Here is an 18,389-nt window from a genome sequence, read left to right on the forward strand (position 1 = left end):
TTTGACTGACAAGGCTATTGAGGTCAAATTTCACTTTAACGCCATCCACCATAGTCGTTTGTTCCATATTCTTCACCACCGACATTCTGGGGAATGGAGTTTTTATTGCCTGCACAAGAACCAAGGAATAAGACAACGCTTCCTAAATAAAAAATGATGATCATTTTTCTAAACAATTGATATGTACTCATTATACATTCCTTGTTGATTGATAACTGACCCTGTCCATTTACATAATCTCGTGCGTACCCGAAAATGCTCAGTCATTTGGCTAAGCATAGGGCTCATTATTTTAAAATGTGAATGTTGCCGAACAGAGTTTATAAGAAGAAAGTAGCTGATACAACTTTTGGGAGCGCATAAGTCTAGCAAATAATATATGCAGATAATTTCCCTTCTCTCCATTGGAGAGAAGCCGTCTAAGGGAGGATGAGGGATTGACGCCTTACTTTGCAAAAAGAAGTTCTTTTTGCCTTGATCACACTTTATCCCTGAGAGGGTCTATTAAAATTTCAAGGGTAAACCTCAGTGCGATTTATTCTTACTTACCATCTATTTATTCACCATATACGGTGATAACATCAGCAGCGATTAAGTAACGCTAAGGAAAGTGATACTATGAATGAAGGAGTTAATTCATTTGTTTTTTTTGTTGCCTTGATTGCCGGATTCGGTGGCTTTTTATTTGGTTTTGATTCCAGTGTGATTGCCGATGTGAAGGATCAGGTCATGGTCCAATTATCTCTCTCAGAATGGCAATGGTCTGAGGTGGTGAGTATCAGTTTACTCGGTTGCGTTTTGGGTATTCCTTTCAGCGGACTCTTTGCGGATAAACTCAGTCGGCGTTATCTGTTAAAAACAGTTGCTTTGGGTTTTATTTTTGGAACCCTTCTTTGCGCACTGACGCATGATCTCACGCTTTTATTAATGGGGCGATTCATCATCGGCATTTGTATTGGCATTGCTTCTTATATTGCACCATTATTTATCGCCGAAATCGCTCCACCAAATCGCAGAGGAACTTTAATATTAATAAATGGCTTAGCGATTACTTTTGGTCAGGCTATCGCCTATTTAATCGGCTATTTCTTTCATGATTACTCTGCAAACAGCTGGCGATTTTTATTTGCCATGGGGACTATTCCTGCCTTGGTTTTATTTGTAGGAATGCATTTTGTTCCTCATTCACCGCGTTGGCTCATGAAAAAATATGGCATCGATAAGGCAATGCATGCCTTAAAAAGGATTCGTCCTTCGGGTTATAACGTTCAAAAAGAAATTGATGAAATTCAGCGAAACTTAACTACGGTTCAGCCCAAATTTAATCTTTTAATTAAGCCGCCCATTATTTTTGTTCTTTCAGTAGGAATCGCTTTGGGAATATTTCAACAATTTTCAGGGATAAATGCGGTGATGTATTACGGGCCGGTGATCTTTGAATCAGCCGGATTTTATCCGATTTCCAATGCGATTTTAGCTACTTTTTGCATGGGGGTTGTTAATTTTTTATTTACATTATTGACTTTATTTTATGTCGATAAACTAGGTCGACGTTTTTTATTGTTAGGCGGTACGCTTATTGCGGCACTGAGTCTTTTTGCGGTTGGCTTGTTATTTAATATGGAAGTGCCGAGTCAAAAATTTTGGATTTTGGGTGCTTTATCAATCTATGTGATGGGTTATTGTATTAGTGTTGGTTCTTTATTCTGGGTCCTGATCTCTGAAATTTATCCTGTATCTGTCCGTGGTTTAGCGATGAGTATTGCCACGGTGGTGCAATGGGGGGCTAATTTTGTAGTCTCGATCTCCTTCTTAGCAATTTACCAAAATTTAGGCGTACTTACTTTTGTTTTATTTGGTTCATTATGCTTTGCGGCTTTTTTCTTTATTTATTATTTTGTACCCGAGACAACGGGAACTTCCCTGGAAGAAATAGAAAAAAATTTGTTGGCGGGTAAGAAAATCAGAGATATTGGTCAAGAATTATCTGGGATAAAAACAAACGAATTTGAACTAGTGAGAGATTAGAAATGGACAGTACAAATCTACAAAGAATGTGTCGTATAGGAATCATTGGTGCGGGACGAATCGGTAAATTGCACGCCGAAAATATCAAATATCATTTGCCTCAATTTGAGTTACAAGCGATAGCTGATCCTTATCTGAATAAAGCATGGGCGGATAAATTGTCTATTACCGGTCAATATACTCAATTTGAGGAATTGCTTACGCATCCCAATTTAGATGCCATTTTGATTGCTTCCCCATCGAATTTACATGTGGAACAGATTAAAGCAGTAAGCGAAGCGGGCAAGGCTATTTTCTGTGAAAAACCAATTGGCTTGCATGAAGAAGAAATTTTGGAGGTACTAAAAACAATTCAGGCGAACAATACGTTACTACAACTTGGCTTTAACCGTCGATTTGACCCCAGTTTTTCCCATTTACAAAGACAAGTACAAGCAGGTGAAATTGGTGCAGTGCATCTTGTTAAAATTACTTCTCGCGATCCGGTTTGTCCTCCTAAAGAATATTGTGCAACCTCAGGCGGCTTGTTTCTGGATATGACCATCCATGATTTTGATATGGCACGTTTTCTGACTCAATCCGAAGTTGTTGAAGTGTATGCGACGGGTGCTGTGCTGATTAATCCTGATTTTGAAGCATTGGACGATATCGATACAGCAATTATCCAAATGCGTTTTGCTAATGGGGCATTAGGAGTAATTGATAACAGTCGTCAGGCCGTTTATGGATATGATCAACGGATTGAGGTATTTGGCAAAGAAGGGATGCTAATAGCAAATAATCATTTGAAGCATTCGGTGATGCATTACGCCAATGCAGTCACCGAGCAAGCGAATCCTGAATACTTTTTTCTAGAACGCTATCATCAAGCTTTTAGGGCAGAATTAGATTCTTTCTATAATGCCTGGCTTCATAACAGTCCAAGTCCAGTTTCTGGAAGGGATGGTTTACAGGCTTTGCGTATTGCACAAGCAGCGAAACAATCTTTAGTGACAAAATTGCCTGTTTCTTTGAGTTGAGGACCTATGACTTATCCACCATTTTATTATGATGTGAAAAGACCTGTTGATTTGATTTGTATGGGACGTGTGGCTGTTGATCTGTATGCAGAGCAAATTGGTGTATCGCTCAGTGAGGCACAGAGTTTTAGAAAATATTTAGGTGGTTGCGCAGGAAATATTGCTGTAGGCGTAGCACGTCTTGGCTTGAAGTGCATGATGTTTTCTTGTGTGGGCCAGGATGAGATGGGGCGATTTTTAAAACATGAATTAGAACTTGAGGGTGTCAATACTGATTTGTTATATGAAACCGAAAATCATTTGACTGGACTCGTCTTGCTGGGCATTAAGCCCCCTAATGAATTTCCCTTAATGTTTTATCGTACTGATTGCGCCGACATGCAAATTAAATCGACGCACATTAACAAGGACATATTACAACAGGCCAAAGCCATTTTAATCACCGGCACAGGATTATCGACAGATGCCATGTTGCACACTACAGAAGAAGTGATTCAGCTTGCAAGACACACAGAAACTGCCGTAGTGCTCGATCTGGATTACCGTCCTGTGCTTTGGGGCTTGACCGCGCGTGGGAATGGAGAAACGCGATATTGCTCGAGCCAGAAAGTAAGTAAAACCTACCAAGGCATCGTGCCTTTTTGTGATTTAATCGTCGGTACTGAAGAGGAAATTTGTATCGCGGGCGGGAGTGATGAGGTTCATACGGCGCTTAAGAACATCAGAGCATTGACTCAGGCTCCTGTAGTGCTCAAGCGAGGTGAAAAAGGGGCTGAGGTATATTTTGCGGGCAACAGCCAACCTTTATCCTCTAAACCATTTCCTGTTGAAGTCCTTAATGTATTGGGAGCCGGCGATGGATTCATGGCGGGCCTCTTATCCGCGTTGTTACAAGGAGGATCTTGGGAACTCGCTACGACTCATGCAAATGCCAGTGGCGCTTTAGTCGTTACCCGTCATGGTTGTGCTCCAGCCATACCCTATAAAGAAGAATTAGACTATTTTATTCAACATTTTGATGCACAGCCGCAGATTTGGAAGAGTGCTTATTTGAGCCAATTACATCAAAAAAACGTGGCGCATAATCCACAGATTTTGATTAAAAACCCACAAGGTTTTGCACGGGGAGCGAATGCAATTGTTACTATGGATCCCCTCTCCGATAGCGGTATGAATTTTAGCTCACTTAAATTAGATGCCGGACAAAAATATTTATTTAATGAGCAGTATGAATTTGCGGCATTATTAATGATTGGAAAAGTCGTATTTCATTATGCACATCAAAGCCAACATGCGGAGCGTTACGATTATTTTTCTCAAGAACCTATTGTCTTGCATTGCCCTTCAGGCCAAATTGCCTCGGTTGAAGCCTTGAGCGATTGTGAGATTTTGTTGATTGAAACTGAGAATGACACTTCCTTTGCTCCTTTATTATTTAACCACACGAATCTTTTGGAATTGGATAATCGCGGAAAAGATATTTTGGAGGACAGCTCTTATCGCATTGTGAGGACAGTATTTGATAAGCGCAATAGACCCGAGTCTAATTTAGTGGTGGGCGAAATCATTACGTTCCAAGGACGTTGGTCAAGTTATCCCTCCCATTACCATGACCAACCTGAAATCTACCATTACCGTTTTTCTGAACCTCAAGGCTATGCATTTGGGGAGAATGGGAAAGAGATTTTGCGCATCGAGAATTATGATACCTATCACATTGCAAAGGGGCAGAGTCATGCTCACTGTGCAGCGCCAGGATATGCGCTTTATACTCTTTGGTTTATACGGCATTTAAAGGACAACCCCTATACGATACCGACTTTTGTTAAAGAGCATGAATGGACGAGAACCAGTAAAGCGAATAATAGGGTTTGGAGGAAGACTTAGACCACCGATGCGTCTAGAGCCTCCTTACCGCACTTTATGTGCGTTATTCAGAATAAGGCATTGAGGCACTCCAAGTTCTTTCTAGAGCAATAGTCTCTGGATCCCGCGAACACGTCGCGGGACGTAGTGGAGGGGGGGGGTAGTAAAAGTCCGGAAAAAAAACAATATTAAGGGATGTTTATGAAAATTCGATTAACAATGGCTCAGGCTTTATTACGGTTTTTAGCGAATCAATATGTAGTCATGGACAGTAAAGAACACCAATTTGTCTCAGGGGTATTTGGAATTTTTGGTCATGGTAATGTCACGGGTTTAGGAGAGGCTCTTGAATACGATAATTATGGTTTGACTTATTACCAAGGCCATAATGAACAAGGAATGGCTCATGCTGCTACCGCTTATGCAAAACAAAAAAACAGATTAAGTATTTTTGCCTGTACCTCATCTATAGGACCGGGGGCGACCAATATGATTACGGCTGCGGCAACAGCAACTACGAACAGAATTCCTTTGCTGTTGCTTCCAGGCGATACATTCAGCTGCAGACAGCCAGATCCCGTATTACAGCAACTTGAAGTGGCCTACGATTACACCCTATCGGTAAATGATTGTTTCAAACCCGTCAGTAAATATTGGGACCGGATTGCTCGGCCGGAGCAATTGATGACGGCATGCCTCAACGCGATGAGGGTTTTAACTGATCCTGCTGAAACGGGTACAGTCACCCTATGTCTGCCACAAGATGTGCAATCCGAGGCATATGATTATGAGGCCTCTTTTTTTAACAAACGGTTTTGGCATATTGATAGAGAAGCCGTTAGTGAGCGCGCCCTTGACGAAGCAAGCCAACTGCTTCTAAAAGCAAAAAAACCACTCATCATTGCAGGAGGAGGGGTGCATTATTCATTGGCTACCGAGGCTTTAGCGCAATTTGCAGCACATCACAAAATTCCGGTCGCGGAAACCCAGGCTGGAAAAAGTGCCTTGCCAGCGAGTCATCCCATGAATGTGGGGGGAATAGGCGTCACTGGCTCGGAAGTAGCGAATATTCTTGCTGCGCAAGCGGACGTTATTTTAGTGATTGGCTCACGGCTACAAGATTTTACTACCGCATCCAAATGGGGCTTTAAAAATGAAGAGAGCCGTATCATTCATCTAAATATCTCGCGCTTTGATGCGATCAAAATGAATGGTTTGATGTTAAAGGGCGATGCGAAAACAGGTTTAGAGCAAATAGGGAAGAAATTAGCAAGTTATCAAACATCTAAAGAATATCAGCAAGGCGTACAACACTATCAGAACGAATGGCAACAGGAATTAAAACGTATTGCTGCCGTGACTGATGCTGAGCAACAGGGGTTATCGCAAACCAAAGTGCTTGGACTGTTAAATGAGATGGTAACGGAAGAGGATGTCATTATCTGTGCAGCAGGTAGTTTGCCTGGTGACTTGCATCGTCTTTGGAAATCCAAAAAACCCAAAGATTATCATCTGGAATATGCCTATTCTTGTATGGGTTATGAAGTCGCTGCGGGTTTAGGCGTGCGGTTGGCGCAAGCCAACAATACGGGTGAGGTTTACGTATTCGTAGGCGATGGGAGTTTTGTGATGATGCATTCAGAGTTGCTAACCAGCATTCAAGAACATCAAAAAATGACGATCATTCTTTTTAATAATCATGGTTTTCAATGCATTAGAAACTTACAGGAAAGTCAGGGTAGTCAAGGTTTTGGTAATGAGTTTCGCTATCGGGAAGAGCAAACCCATCAATTGTCTGGAGAATATCTACCGATTGATTTTTGTAAGTACGCCGAGGGGTTAGGGGCGAAAACCTTTTTTGTAGATTCTTACGAGCAATTGGCTGGGGCTATGGATGCGGCACGTCATGAAAAACATTCTTCAGTGATCGTCTTACCCATATTACCTAAAACAATGAGTCATGGTTATCAAACCTGGTGGCGTGTAGGTGTTGCCGAGGTATCTAATTCTGTAGAAGTAACCAATGCGCATCAAGCAATGCGCGAACAGTTGAAACAAGTGAGAGAATATTAAGGAAATTATTTATGCACATTAAACTGGGAATTGCACCAATAAATTGGTGCAATGATGATGATCCTGAATTAGGTAAAGAGATTAGTTTTGAACAAAGCATTAAGGAAATGTCAGAAGCCGGCTATGTGGGTACTGAATTAGGGAATAAATACCCGCGCGATGTGTCCATTTTAAAAAAAGCATTAGCTGAGCGTGGATTACATTTATCAAGTGCGTGGTTCAGTACCTTTTTTACTGAGCCAGGACAATATGAACCTACGTTATCACGCTTTATGGACCATTTAAGTTTTATGAGAGCGATGGGAGCATCGTTTATCAATGTATGTGAATGTGGGCATGCGATTCAAGGAACAGAACTTCCTATCCTAGGTCCACATAAACCTGAATTTAGTGAGCAGCAGTGGGAACAGCTGATTCAAGGATTACATGCTCTGGGTCGTATTGCCCATGATTTTAATATGCACCTTGTTTATCACTATCATGCAGGAACAGGGGTTTTTTATGAGCATGAAATTGATTATTTAATGGAAAATACCAGCCCCCAATTGATCTCGTTATTACTGGATACCGGACATGCGGCATTTGCTGATATTGATTCCCTTGCTCTAATCAACAAATACCATGAGCGTATTTTATATGTTCATTTAAAGGATATTCGCGCGGACGTGCTGAATCAAGTGAAGCACGAACACATGAACTTTATGGATGCCGTACGTGCAGGCGTATTCACTGTTCCAGGCGATGGAGCTCTTGAATTTGCTGCCATCTTTAAAATGATGCACAAATACCAATACTCTGGTTGGATGATTGTAGAGGCAGAGCAAGATCCCGCTAAAGCGCCGCCCCTTCAGTATGCTAAAAAAGCTTTTGATTTTTTGCAACCGTATATGAAGTAGCAGCACATTGTATTTCGGGGGCTGTATCAGCCCTCTGGGGTTTCGCTGGTCTACTCCTAGCTTGTATCGACACATTTGATGTTCTCTAAGCACACCGAAGCGCCGCAAATACTAAATCCTTAACTATACTTACTTATAGTGAAGTGATCGAGCTGCCTTTGGTGATACTGCTCTAAAGTGTCTACTCATTCATTTGTTCTCAGTGAGGTTGTTATGGGTCTAGCATTAACACAAGCGTTTACTTTTGGAGACAATGGACAACATACAGTCGAGGTAACCCTCAAGGATGGAGACAGAACGCCGAGTACTTTGGAAGAGTATCTCTATGTATTAGATCATATTACTCAAATTTGCGAAGATGAAGGGGAAGCGTTTTTAGCTAATGCTTATGTAAAGAAGTTAACAAAAATTCTATTAGAAAAATATCAAGAACATCTTAGGGCAACTCAAAGCGATTGGTATGATAAAGATAATCCCAAGTTATATACGGTAGCAAAACAGCTGGAAGCGTTTGCTTTTCTAACCGGGGAGCAAGAGGGAATTGAGGCAATTTATAAAGAATTTCCTCTATTAGAAGGTATAAAAAGTGAGTACAAAAAGTATAAGGTGGATAATAATTTTTTGGATGGGCAAGGCTCTCTTAAATTTAAAAATTTTAATCGTCCTCTATTAGCCTTACAAATGATGATGCGCGTCCTAGATCCTCGTTACATCAATCAACGGGATGAGCAGGTCTGTGGGGTCAATGCTTTTGTGCACAATATCACCCTGTTTAATCCTATGAAATACGTCCATATAGTATCTGAATTGGCCTCTACAGGGGTTTGTGATCTTAAAGAATTTGCTGGTAAAGAAGGCGTGTTACGCGTCGAAGTCACTGAGGGCGTGGCCAAAAAAGAAAGCTCGGATGGAAGTGACATTCGTGATGCGGATCATATTATTTTGAATGGTATCCGTTCATCAGAAAATACTATGATCCGTTATAGCAGGGAAGGACCAGAGCTTGCCAAACAACTTTTTGGGGTGACTACTCATAATGAAATAAAACGTTGGATGAAACAAGCAGGGTATCATCATGTACAGAATATACCTGTCCATGAGAAAGAAGCCGTTAAGCAATTAAATTTACTAATTAAAGATGGCTATATGGTTGGACTTGCTGGCACTGGAAGTCTCGCTAATTATATTTTGAATCCGGAAGAAGGAGCACCGGATAGTCAAAATGTCGTGCAACGTTTTATGGATGGTCACTTTTTTATTATTCGAGACATTGACTTTGATGAAGAAACGGATAGGGTTCATGTGCGCATTATGACGTGGGGAGAGGAGAAGTCGGCGTCTATTCCTTTTGCCGAATGGAAAAAGAACATAGGTCTTGTAGGAACTGCCGTTGTTGGACAAGACCCCTATATGAATTCGGTACTTCGTAAAAAAGTCCAAGAAATCGATCTTAATCCTTCTAATCCTAGTACATATTGTTCTCCTGAGGCTTATTGTTTATTTGTAAAACAGCAATATGGGTCTCAAGATAAAAATATTGATGCACTCTTAGACGAGGCTTTTCATCATAAAAATGGAAAAACATGGTGGGCAGCCGCAAAAGAAATCCAGAATCTTCTCCAGAAATTCCCAAAAGGTGCAGTAGAGAGTACGCTTTTAGAAATTTCAATTATTCCGGAAGTTAATTCAGCGATTAAAGCAGAATTCGCAAGAATTAATCAGATAGTGGATCCTACAGAAAAAATAAACGCTTTAGAAAAAATAGGAATCCAAAATAATATTGAAGTACAACGACAATTAATTCCATTATATGTACAGAAAGAACGGTGGGATGATGTTCGTGAGATAGTGCGGCATTCCAAAGGCAGCGAAACGGATAAGCATATTATTAAAGAATGTTTGGGGGGGGCATGTATTAAAGTGAGTTCCGAAAGTAGGAAATTGACTGTTCCTGCCGATATTAGGGAGTTGCTGGATGCGGATGCATTACTTGCTATTACACAAATCCATTTGATAGCTGATGCAACAGAAAAAATAAACGCTTTAGAAAAAAAATTAGGCATGCAAAACAATATGGAAGTACAACTAGAATTAATTCCATTATATGTGCAGCAAGAACGGTGGGATGATGTTCGTAAGATAGTAGAAAATATAAAAGATTACAGCCGAGCTGATCAAAAAATGATACAAGACTGTTTGGAGCAGGCTTGTGCTAAAGAAAGCACTGAAATTAGAAAAGTAACTGTTCCTCACGATATTAAAGAATTGCTGGATCAGAATACAAAAATTGACGTGACACCTAAGAAATTAATTGATGCAGTCAGTGAGATGACGGGGCTGGCTAAAGGTGGGGGCTTTACTTATGGACTTCGAGGCAGGTTATTAGAGTCGCTTAGATCTCGATATCAGCAAGAAGGAAGAGAAGTGCACCATTTGAATCAAGCGAGCTTATTGAAGAAAGATGTTTATCATTTTGTATCACTTCTTGATAGAGAGCTTCACCGAGCAGAGCCCGCTCATAAAATAATGAACAAACAAAAACTAACCCAATTTTGTACGACTCTAATTGATACTATCCATAAACCGGAAGTTTTGAAGGATTTCTGCTACCGAAAAAACCGAGTCTTAATGAAAATATGTGAATTTTTCTTAAAAGTGGCTTCCTATTTTGATAAGAATATAATTACTAAAGGTGTCGAAAAAACCAGGAACTTTAAGGAAGACTTCAGTGAAATTAAAGAGAATGATGATTTAAAACCAGAGCACGCTAATGGAATTAAAGAGAGTGATGATCTCAATCCAGAACCAGAAAGTAATAGTGCAATTGAAGAGAATGATGAATTAAAGCCAGAAGCAGAAAGTCCTAATTTTGCGTGTAATTAAAGGTAGCAAAGGCGAATAGTTTCATAGGAGAGTGTTCATCCAACTGTGTCACCTCAGTCATTATCTAAGTCCCAGGGTTAGTCTGTCTTCGAAATAGATTTGTAACTGGGACACGATAAGCGCCCAATTGTGCATGGGCTGATTCCATTTTTCCAGTACTTTCTGGCAAGCACAATAAATAAGCTTAATAAGGGCGTTTTCACTGGTGAAAGCGCCTTTATTTTTAGTGTACTTGCGAATTTGCCGATGAAAGCCTTCAACAATATTGGTAGTGTAAATGATGCGTCTTAGCTCTTCTGGGTATTTGAAGTATTGTGATAGAGCTTCCCAGTTGTTATTCCAGGATTTCATCACCGCCGGGTATTTTTTGCCCCATTTCTCTTCCAACTCAAGTAGATGATGCAAAGCCATATCTTTGCTTGAAGCCTTATAAACCAGCTTTAAATCGGCCATAAAGGCTTTCTGGTCCTTACTAACCACATACTTTAATGAGTTGCGAATTTGATGAACGACACAAAGCTGGATCTCGGTGTTAGGAAAAACTTCAGCAATGGCATCAGGAAATCCCTTAAGTCCATCGATGCTTGCTATAAGGATATCCTCTACACCACGAGCTTTAAGGTCATTTAATACACTAAGCCAAAAACGAGCTCCCTCTGCCTCAGATAAATAGAGCCCTAGAATATCTTTTTTACCTTCTGAATTTACAGCAAGGACGGTGTAAAATGCTCTACTTATGACCTTACCTTCAACACGTACTTTAAAGTGCATGGCATCAAGAAAAACGATTGGGTATACAGATTCTAGGGAGCGATTACGCCACTCGGTAATCAGGGGTAATAGTTTGTCAGTAATCAGGCTGATTTTAGCACTCGAGACTTCTAGTCCATACATCTCAGATAAATGCTCGCTTATCGCCTCGTAACTCATGCCTATCGCATAGAGGGCTAGGACTTTATTATCCAGTGACTCGTTGAGTACCGTTTGACGTTTTTTTACAAGCTCGGGTTCAAAGCTGCCATCCCTATCTCGAGGTGTTTCTAAATCAAAAACTCCAGTTGTTGATTTAATTGTTTTAGTCGTTTTGCCGTTGCGACGGTTTGAAATACCTGTCTCATGACAATCAGTCATATGAGAATCCATTTCACCTTCTAATGCCGCCTCTAATAGCTCTTTTATTAAGGGGGTCAGTATGCCGTCTTTTCCAGTGAGAGATTGGCCAGACTTTAACTGGGTCAAAGCCTCTAATTTGAACTCATTGAAATCAAAATTCGATAAATCTATTTTCTTTTTATTCATATCTACCTCTTTTAAGTGTTAAATTATAAACAAATTAAAAGAGATGACACAGTTATTTAAACACTACCTTTCATAGTCCATCCGCCTTTGATTCAGGGTAGCCATAAGGATTAGTTACAACTTAGTTCTTTACCCATTGACTTTTCACTAAATTCCTTAGTCAAAAGTTCAATTTTTTGTCCCAATTGATTTTTCCCCATTATTTTTTCCGAAGCTTTATAAAATGATTGGGAAAAATAAGTGTACATATACCCTGAATTCGTTTCTTCTGTTTTACGTCGTTGAATGTCTTTTTCCTCAGAACACAGACTATTTAAAAGTACCTTCATGAGCTCTTGGTATTCCGCCTCATTCTCATTTTCATAGCGAGAAAAAAGATTTCCGGCATTTTGAATGTATTTAAGGATTAAAGTTTTCTTGGCATCAAAAATATCTCTTTCGATTTTAGTGGTCGCGAATTCAAATTCTTTATCAAGAATATATTCATATAAAACAAAGGAAAAATGATAAAACCACGGGGCTTCCTTTTTACTCGTGAATAATGATTCATCCTTGATATTCAGGATGATCTGAGGACTACTTTGAACCAGGTTGCTTAATGCGTTAATAAAACTGATCAAGCTTGCAGTGAAAAAAGTTTCATAAAGATCAGTGGTGAACGAAGTTTTATATTTTTTGTTATATTCTAAAACAGCATTGCTCACTTCTTTCAATTTCGCGTTAATGGTGTTTAAAACCTGATCGAAATATTTAATATAATCATTTTCAAATTCTATTTCTTTAATGGTTGTGACTAAATCTCGAGCAATTTCATTTCTTTGAATTAATAATTCAGCCTCTTTACCTTTATATGTCTTTTCATCTACCTGCGTCTGGTAGGCATCCAATATTTTTTGACAATAACGGTGTGTAATATCTTTAAAAATGCACATTGTCCCTCTCTTTTTTGTTCGCTTGAAAGTGCCTAAAAATCATTTACATATTTTCAGGAAAATATCCGTCTTTACTCTTCACAGCTTCGTTTTCAAAAATACTAACAGGGTCTTTTTCTATTGCTCTATCATATCCTCATAATGAATTTCCCAACCTGTAGTCCATTGGGGGATTCAAAAAATAAATGGTTTTAATAATAGGTAGATAATCACAGTGCTTAATATTAACTCATTGTAAGTGGCACGAAAAGTCACCGAGCTAGTTTATTTTCATCAGGTTTTAAGTTGCGAGTGATCGGGATCCGGTGGGCAAGCCTCGGGACTAGATAGTAATGTTTATCGTATCACGAAGAGCAAAGACAGCTGGGATAAAGCGTTTATGAATAATGGTATTTCATGTGTTGTAGTTTGAACTAAGACCTTTGACAATTCACTTAAAGGTGTGATTTTTACAGAAATTCAGCATACATAAAGGATGTGAGTATCTGATCGCAAAAAACACCGCATTCTGCAGAATAGCAGGATGCTCCTCAGACCCTTTGAGCTCAAAGGGAGATTGGCCATGGTTAATTAAGACCTTCAGGTTGTCAACAATAAAATGAATGAGGCTAGAAGACGAGCCTATAGGGGCGCTCGACTTTTGATTCTATGTCTTTGGTAAATTGTTCAAAATGTTCTCGAAGCGGGCTGGGTAAATCGGAAGCTTTTAACAGTTCATTGATATTTTGAATTTTTGTGAGGGCTTTCGTGAGTACATCTGGGTCTATTTCTTTGTCCTTATCAACCAGGTTATCTTTTGAAATAGCAATCAATAGTTGAGCCATTTTAGGCGGTATTTCCATTAAAAAGTCTTGCAAAATTACTTCCTGATCCGGAGCATCATCTACTGGATTTTTAAATTGAGCAATAATTCGTTCCATTTTCTTAAGTTGGTAAGGAGAAATGCTTTCACATAAATGAATTAAGTCCGTTAGAGAGTAAGACCAGGTGTTAAATTTTTCAAATTTAAGTAGTTTGTCAACGACTACGTCATCAACGTCACTCTCATCTAAATCAAGCATACTGATATACTCTTGGCAGCGTTTTAGATCAGAAATATTATAACTACGTGCTAATCCAAGATAATAGAGATCTCGAATCCCTCGACCACCTGGTTCGGCGCTGATATGCCCGGTCCTAAAAAAATAACCGTGTTCTTTGCGGATTACATTTTCACATAAATTACCCTCTTCAATAGTCCAGTATTCTTCAGCCGCAGGACCCAAGCTGAATAAGGAGCTCATCGGGTATAATAAACTCATCAAAGGATCATCACTGTATTGGGGGCCGTGAAAAAAAGGCGCAAAATTATAGCGTGCTTTGCCGGTAAGATTATGCAAGCCGTGAATCAGTTCATGGGCTAATAAAATAAAAGGTGGGCCCGCATCAGTTAATCCATTTCCAGTTGATGCATAAGTATCTAAATTCAAGGAGGAAATTTTATCGTTATAGCGAAAATCGATACCGATATGTATCTTTTTTGCCCCCACTCCAGGCATGGTTTCTCTCTTTAAAATCGTTCTAAGCTCTTGCTCAGGAGTAAGGGATTTGCTGCTGTAGTTTGGATTAATCTTTGCAAATCCAGCTGCTGCCATCGAGCATTCAAAATCATTACTGGGTGTTAAAACTAACTGAGCCTCTTTGGTTGTTAACATGTAATTAAGTTTGACAATTAAGTTTATCCCTCCGGGTCTGGAAACAATTTGCATTAAGAGTGAGTAAACAAAATCTGCCTCTTCTGTACTAAGCGAATTATTATTTTTTATATTCTCTAAGAGTTGATAAAAGCTTGCACGTGCGATTTCTTTAGGTTTTTTTCCTTTTAACTCAGGAAGGATGTATTTTTCATTTAATGAAATATCTTCTTCATTATGTATGTATATATCTGAATTTTCGCACAAACTTTTTGTTAGCTCATTATGAATAACTTGTAGTTCTCTTAAGATATTTTTTATCGCTATAACTCTTTTAAAAAATTGAAGCTGCTCATCTATATTGAAATTAGGGTCAAATTTTGAGTATTGTTCTTCAATTGCTTCATATGCCGCATGATTTAAATGATCAACATAGGCCATATACTGCATCGTCTCATCATTGTTTTCCAGCGGGGGGACATTTTGAAGATTAATGCCTAACCCCGATAAACGCGTGTAAATCTCTTCAAATTGTTTTTTCATGATTAAAAAAAGATCAGTTGATTCTTTTTATAGTATAGGTGATTATTTTTTGTGCTGGCTTGTGCTCGTTGAAGGGGTTTTCGCGAAAGAGCTAATATAAAGAAGACATTCTATACTTATGAAATCGGAGTAATTTTTGAGAAAATGCAATGCATGAACATTTTATCTCGATGTGGTTTAGCCCTTTAACGCTATTATTTTTTATAAATGCGTTTTTTTTATTCTTTGTTACTTCATTTGTTTGGACTATTTTTTTTCATCTTAATTACACCCGTTCTTTATTTAAGATGTATAAAGCACACCCTTTATTATTGAAGGCAGCATTATTTTTTCCTCTGATACTCATCGCGTTCATCGCAGAGTATAAATGGTCCTTGTTGGGCCATTTCGATTTCTTTCCTTTAATCAGCTCCTCTTTCGTCCGCTTTAATTTTATCGGCATTATTGTTTCACTCATTGCGCTCATTTTTGTTAAAAAATTAGATAAAGAAGAAGACGGTGAAGAATTTAAGCTGCCGATATTTTTAATGACTTATCCCATTGTTTTGTATTTATTTTATTTAATCATTCTTATTGCAACGGTCGTCACTCGCTTAAATGCATTTCCTGATGGATTCCCTAGAAATTATTTTTATCTTTCTGCAGAAAGTATCAACCAATATGTAATTGGCATACTATTTTTGATTCACTTAATTTTTGTTTTTTTTGCGGTGTCTATGAAAGTTGCACCGCGATTTTTATGTTTATTAGCGTATACAATTGCCCTTGCTTTCATTTATGGACTCGTTTTTAGATAGTCTCTAAACCATAATTTAAATAGTTAAAAAATGATGCAAATCACGCATTTTATTTTACGAACGGATACCCAAAGGGAGATCGACCGTTTTCTCTTCATCATCCTGTTCTTTTACAGAAAGACTTTTTTTCCAGGAAGTCAATAAAAGAGCGTAAAGATCGGGTGATGGATCTTTTGAAAACACGCCTATTTGGGGGGCTTTAACCAATTCGATTCCCTGCTCAGCAAGTTTTGCCAAGATATCAATTTTTATTTCAGTAATAAGCTTTGCTGCTTTTCTTAATAATTCAACTTTAAGCACAGGAGTTTTGGCTGATGTGACGGCGCCAAAATGGTCTATTTCTGCTTTGATAAGCTCAATAAATTCTTTTTTAATGGTCAGTGAGCCATATAAAGTAGAGTAAGTGTAATGATCGGCATACAATAATCCAGAAAGGGTCTTGAGTAAGGTATGCCAACTCCGATCATGGAGCATCCATAAGATGGGATTGTTAGGAAACTCCAGATAACAATTTTGTAGATGAACTATTCCGGATTCTAATAATTCGACCAATTTGCTTGTAAGCGAATCGATATCCATTTTAAACTGATTTATTCCTTCACGTACTTTTTCAGACCGCAACGCGCTGATAATTTCTTTTTCTATTGCTCTTACTTGTTGATGTAAGGAAATTAAATTGACACTTCCTTCGATTTGCTGTTGTAACAAAGTCGCTGATTGCATGTAATTGGACAAATACTCTGTTTGTATCCCTTCATGACGATAAAGCGCATAATAGGTTTCACAAATTCCTAAACACACCCGATATGCGCTCAAGGAATAAGCAAACTGGCACATAAAAGCTTGCGCCGAAGGCGTATAGGGTTTAGCCGATTTAAAGAGATATACTCCATCTGTTTCACGCAATTCAATGGGCAAGCCACATTTTAGAACATGAGCATCAAGAGCGGCGACAAGACTTGGGTTTTTTGTATTATCACTAATTATTTGCGCGGTTTTTACTAAAGTCTCTTCTTCGACGAGACATCTTTCCATAGCCTCTTGAACCAAGTTGAAGCTAAAAACTACTTCCTCGTTCTTGGCAACTTCTGTGAGTTTTTGTGTTCGCCATGTATTAAAAAAATATTCCTTTAACAATTTCCTTATTTCAAACATGGCATTCCGGTAGTGCTCAAGGCGTGCGAAAACAGGCTGAATCGCTGTATTCATTTCTTTCTGACAGAGCTCTAATTCTCCTCCCATAATCTTCTCCCTCTAAATCCTTTAGTGCTTTAATTTCTACAGTGCGCAGGCATCGGTGTCAAGGTGTTTAATTTTTTCGATTCAATGAGTACGAGTTTTTCATTTATTGCCTGCATTTCATGATAATTTGACTTAAAATTATCTGCTATCGATTATTGAGGATACAAAGCCCAATAAAAAGAGTAACGCTGGCGTAACGAACCATGGGATTTTTCGAAGTACCATTCACCCCCTTTTCGCTCCGCTGCCTCTGGGTTACCAACAAATAAGGAATTACATGGATTTTAAAGAGAAAAAAGTCATTGTTACCGGTGCGAATCGCAGTATAGGCCAAAGAATAGCGATAGCTTTTGCAGAGCAAGGAGCCGATGTGGTCATCAGTTATCGCAGTGATGCACAGGGGGCTGCGGAAACGGTTCAAGCCATTGAGGCACTAGGGCGAAATGCAAACGCATTTTATGCTGATTTTGCCAAAATGGAGGATGTTGCAGCTTTTGCTGCGCAGGCAATTGAGCATTTAGGGGGTGTCGATATTTTAGTGAATAATGCCGGGATGTTGTGTCGCGAAACCTTATTTGAATTATCTCCGGAAAAAATGCAGCAAGTTTTTCAGGTGAATACGATCTCCCCGCTTTATTTAGCGCAATTATGTGCTAAGAACATGGTGGAAAACGTGAATAAGGGATGTATTTTAAATATTTCTTCAATCAGCGGCATTATGACGATGAACAAAGGGATTGGTTATGGATCTTCGAAGGCTGCGCTGAATAAATGGACGAAACATGCGGCCTTGGATTTGGCGAAACACGGCATACGAGTGAATACTATTGCACCAGGCGTGATTGAAGCAGGAATGAATGAAGATACAGCGACCAGCAACCCAGAATTATGGCAATATTATGTGAGCAATATTCCTTTACAGAGGCCGGGAACGCCAAATGATATTGCAAACATGGTCTTATTTCTTGCTTCAGAAAAAGCAAATTGGATTACAGGTAAAGTTTTTGCAGTGGATGGAGGACATGTCCTCTAGCTCGATAGAATAGAATTAATAGTTAGGGTGAAGTTCAATTACTGTCTTGATTGCCCATAAAAAGCTCATTATGTTATAATAAGTGAATGCCCGTTTTGAGCCAAG

General features: G+C 39.0%; 13 protein-coding genes. 8 read left to right on the forward strand and 5 right to left on the reverse strand.

Features of this window, described 5'->3' with window-relative positions; translation table 11 throughout:
- Nucleotides 1–35: 35 nt before the first annotated feature.
- A complete protein-coding gene (locus OQJ26_RS00410; protein ID WP_265701932.1) occupies nt 36–191 on the reverse strand; it encodes a hypothetical protein in 156 nt (51 codons plus the stop codon).
- 427 nt (nt 192–618) lie between these two features.
- Here OQJ26_RS00410 and OQJ26_RS00415 point away from each other — a divergent pair, with 427 nt between their 5' ends.
- The 6 genes from OQJ26_RS00415 to OQJ26_RS00440 all read left to right on the forward strand — a co-directional run bounded on the left by OQJ26_RS00415 (nt 619) and on the right by OQJ26_RS00440 (nt 10,765).
- On the forward strand, nt 619–2,028 hold the full coding sequence (locus OQJ26_RS00415) for a sugar porter family MFS transporter (RefSeq protein ID WP_265701933.1): 1,410 nt from the start codon (nt 619–621) through the stop codon (nt 2,026–2,028).
- A 2-nt stretch (nt 2,029–2,030) separates the two neighbouring features.
- Nucleotides 2,031–3,047 (forward strand): inositol 2-dehydrogenase, encoded by a 1,017-nt coding sequence (gene iolG / locus OQJ26_RS00420; protein ID WP_265701934.1) that lies wholly within the window; start codon nt 2,031–2,033, stop codon nt 3,045–3,047.
- 6 nt (nt 3,048–3,053) lie between these two features.
- Nucleotides 3,054–4,934 (forward strand): 5-dehydro-2-deoxygluconokinase, encoded by a 1,881-nt coding sequence (gene iolC, locus OQJ26_RS00425; RefSeq protein WP_265701935.1) that lies wholly within the window; start codon nt 3,054–3,056, stop codon nt 4,932–4,934.
- A 180-nt stretch (nt 4,935–5,114) separates the two neighbouring features.
- Entirely contained in the window at nt 5,115–6,986 is a 1,872-nt protein-coding gene (iolD, locus tag OQJ26_RS00430) for a 3D-(3,5/4)-trihydroxycyclohexane-1,2-dione acylhydrolase (decyclizing) (protein ID WP_265701936.1), read from the forward strand.
- Between the two features lie 11 nt (nt 6,987–6,997).
- Nucleotides 6,998–7,882 (forward strand): myo-inosose-2 dehydratase, encoded by an 885-nt coding sequence (gene iolE, locus OQJ26_RS00435; protein WP_265701937.1) that lies wholly within the window; start codon nt 6,998–7,000, stop codon nt 7,880–7,882.
- Between the two features lie 213 nt (nt 7,883–8,095).
- Nucleotides 8,096–10,765: a hypothetical protein gene (locus OQJ26_RS00440; protein ID WP_265701938.1), complete on the forward strand. Its 2,670-nt coding sequence runs from the start codon at nt 8,096–8,098 to the stop codon at nt 10,763–10,765.
- Nucleotides 10,766–10,825: 60 nt separating this feature from the next.
- Here the strand turns inward: OQJ26_RS00440 and OQJ26_RS00445 are convergent, their stop codons facing one another.
- From OQJ26_RS00445 to OQJ26_RS00455, 3 genes are all read right to left on the reverse strand, one after another.
- Nucleotides 10,826–12,064, reverse strand: coding sequence for an IS256 family transposase (locus OQJ26_RS00445; RefSeq protein ID WP_265701939.1), 1,239 nt, complete (start codon nt 12,062–12,064; stop codon nt 10,826–10,828).
- A gap of 110 nt (nt 12,065–12,174) precedes the next feature.
- Nucleotides 12,175–12,996: a hypothetical protein gene (locus OQJ26_RS00450; RefSeq protein ID WP_265701940.1), complete on the reverse strand. Its 822-nt coding sequence runs from the start codon at nt 12,994–12,996 to the stop codon at nt 12,175–12,177.
- 608 nt (nt 12,997–13,604) lie between these two features.
- A complete protein-coding gene (locus OQJ26_RS00455; protein WP_265701941.1) occupies nt 13,605–15,212 on the reverse strand; it encodes a hypothetical protein in 1,608 nt (535 codons plus the stop codon).
- Between the two features lie 149 nt (nt 15,213–15,361).
- Here OQJ26_RS00455 and OQJ26_RS00460 point away from each other — a divergent pair, with 149 nt between their 5' ends.
- Nucleotides 15,362–16,009 (forward strand): hypothetical protein, encoded by a 648-nt coding sequence (locus OQJ26_RS00460; RefSeq protein WP_265701942.1) that lies wholly within the window; start codon nt 15,362–15,364, stop codon nt 16,007–16,009.
- A 54-nt stretch (nt 16,010–16,063) separates the two neighbouring features.
- On the opposite strand, the gene OQJ26_RS00465 is transcribed toward OQJ26_RS00460, so the two are convergent.
- Entirely contained in the window at nt 16,064–17,251 is a 1,188-nt protein-coding gene (locus OQJ26_RS00465) for a hypothetical protein (RefSeq protein WP_265701943.1), read from the reverse strand.
- Nucleotides 17,252–17,528: 277 nt separating this feature from the next.
- Between OQJ26_RS00465 and OQJ26_RS00470 the strand changes: the two genes are divergently transcribed.
- Nucleotides 17,529–18,284 carry an SDR family NAD(P)-dependent oxidoreductase gene (locus OQJ26_RS00470; protein ID WP_265701944.1) on the forward strand — a complete coding sequence of 252 codons (756 nt, stop codon included), beginning with the start codon at nt 17,529–17,531 and terminating at the stop codon, nt 18,282–18,284.
- The last annotated feature ends 105 nt before the right edge of the window (nt 18,285–18,389 follow it).

Source organism: Legionella sheltonii (assembly GCF_026191355.1).
Taxonomy (GTDB): domain Bacteria; phylum Pseudomonadota; class Gammaproteobacteria; order Legionellales; family Legionellaceae; genus Legionella; species Legionella sheltonii.